Source organism: Bartonella sp. AD328YNZD (assembly GCF_042196425.1).
The window spans coordinates 1-611 of sequence record NZ_JBHIQG010000793.1 but is presented as its reverse complement, the minus strand read 5'-3'; the positions used below and the strand labels follow the sequence as shown (position 1 = coordinate 611).

Below are 611 nucleotides of genomic sequence, written 5' to 3'. Positions count from 1 at the left end.
GATAATGATTTTGGAACTTATCCTTATGTAACGTCATCGAATACAGTTGCTGGGCAGGCATGTACAGGTTCAGGGATGGGACCTGGTGCAATTCATTATGTTTTGGGTATTGCAAAAGCTTACACCACACGCGTTGGAGAAGGGCCGTTTCCGACAGAGCAAATAAATGATATTGGTGAATTTCTGGGAGTGCGTGGACATGAATTTGGTGTTGTAACGGGTCGAAAGCGTCGATGTGGTTGGTTTGATGCTGTATTAGTACGTCAGATGGTAACAATTTGCGGTGTGCAAGGGATAGCATTGACAAAACTTGATGTTTTGGATGGTTTAGATGAAATAAAAATTTGTATTGGTTATGAGCTTGATGGTAGAAGAATTGATTATTTACCTTCTTCCATGGGAGCTCAAGCTCGGGTGAAGCCTGTTTATGAAACATTAGAAGGTTGGAAGGAAAAAACAGCACATGCGCTGACGTGGGAAGATTTACCTGCGCAGGCTGTTAAATACATACGCTATATTGAAGAACGGATTAATACAAAAGTAGCTTTATTATCCACGAGTCCAGAGCGTGAAGATACTATTCTGATTACAGATCCCTTTGCAAATTGATG

1 protein-coding gene is annotated in these 611 nt (G+C 41.1%); it reads left to right on the top strand.

Annotated features, from left to right (window positions below; translation table 11 throughout):
* Positions 1-609 (top strand): adenylosuccinate synthetase (locus ACFIO3_RS15070; RefSeq protein WP_375704782.1); only part of this gene is annotated, 609 nt, incomplete at its 5' end.
* Positions 610-611: the final 2 nt, after the last annotated feature.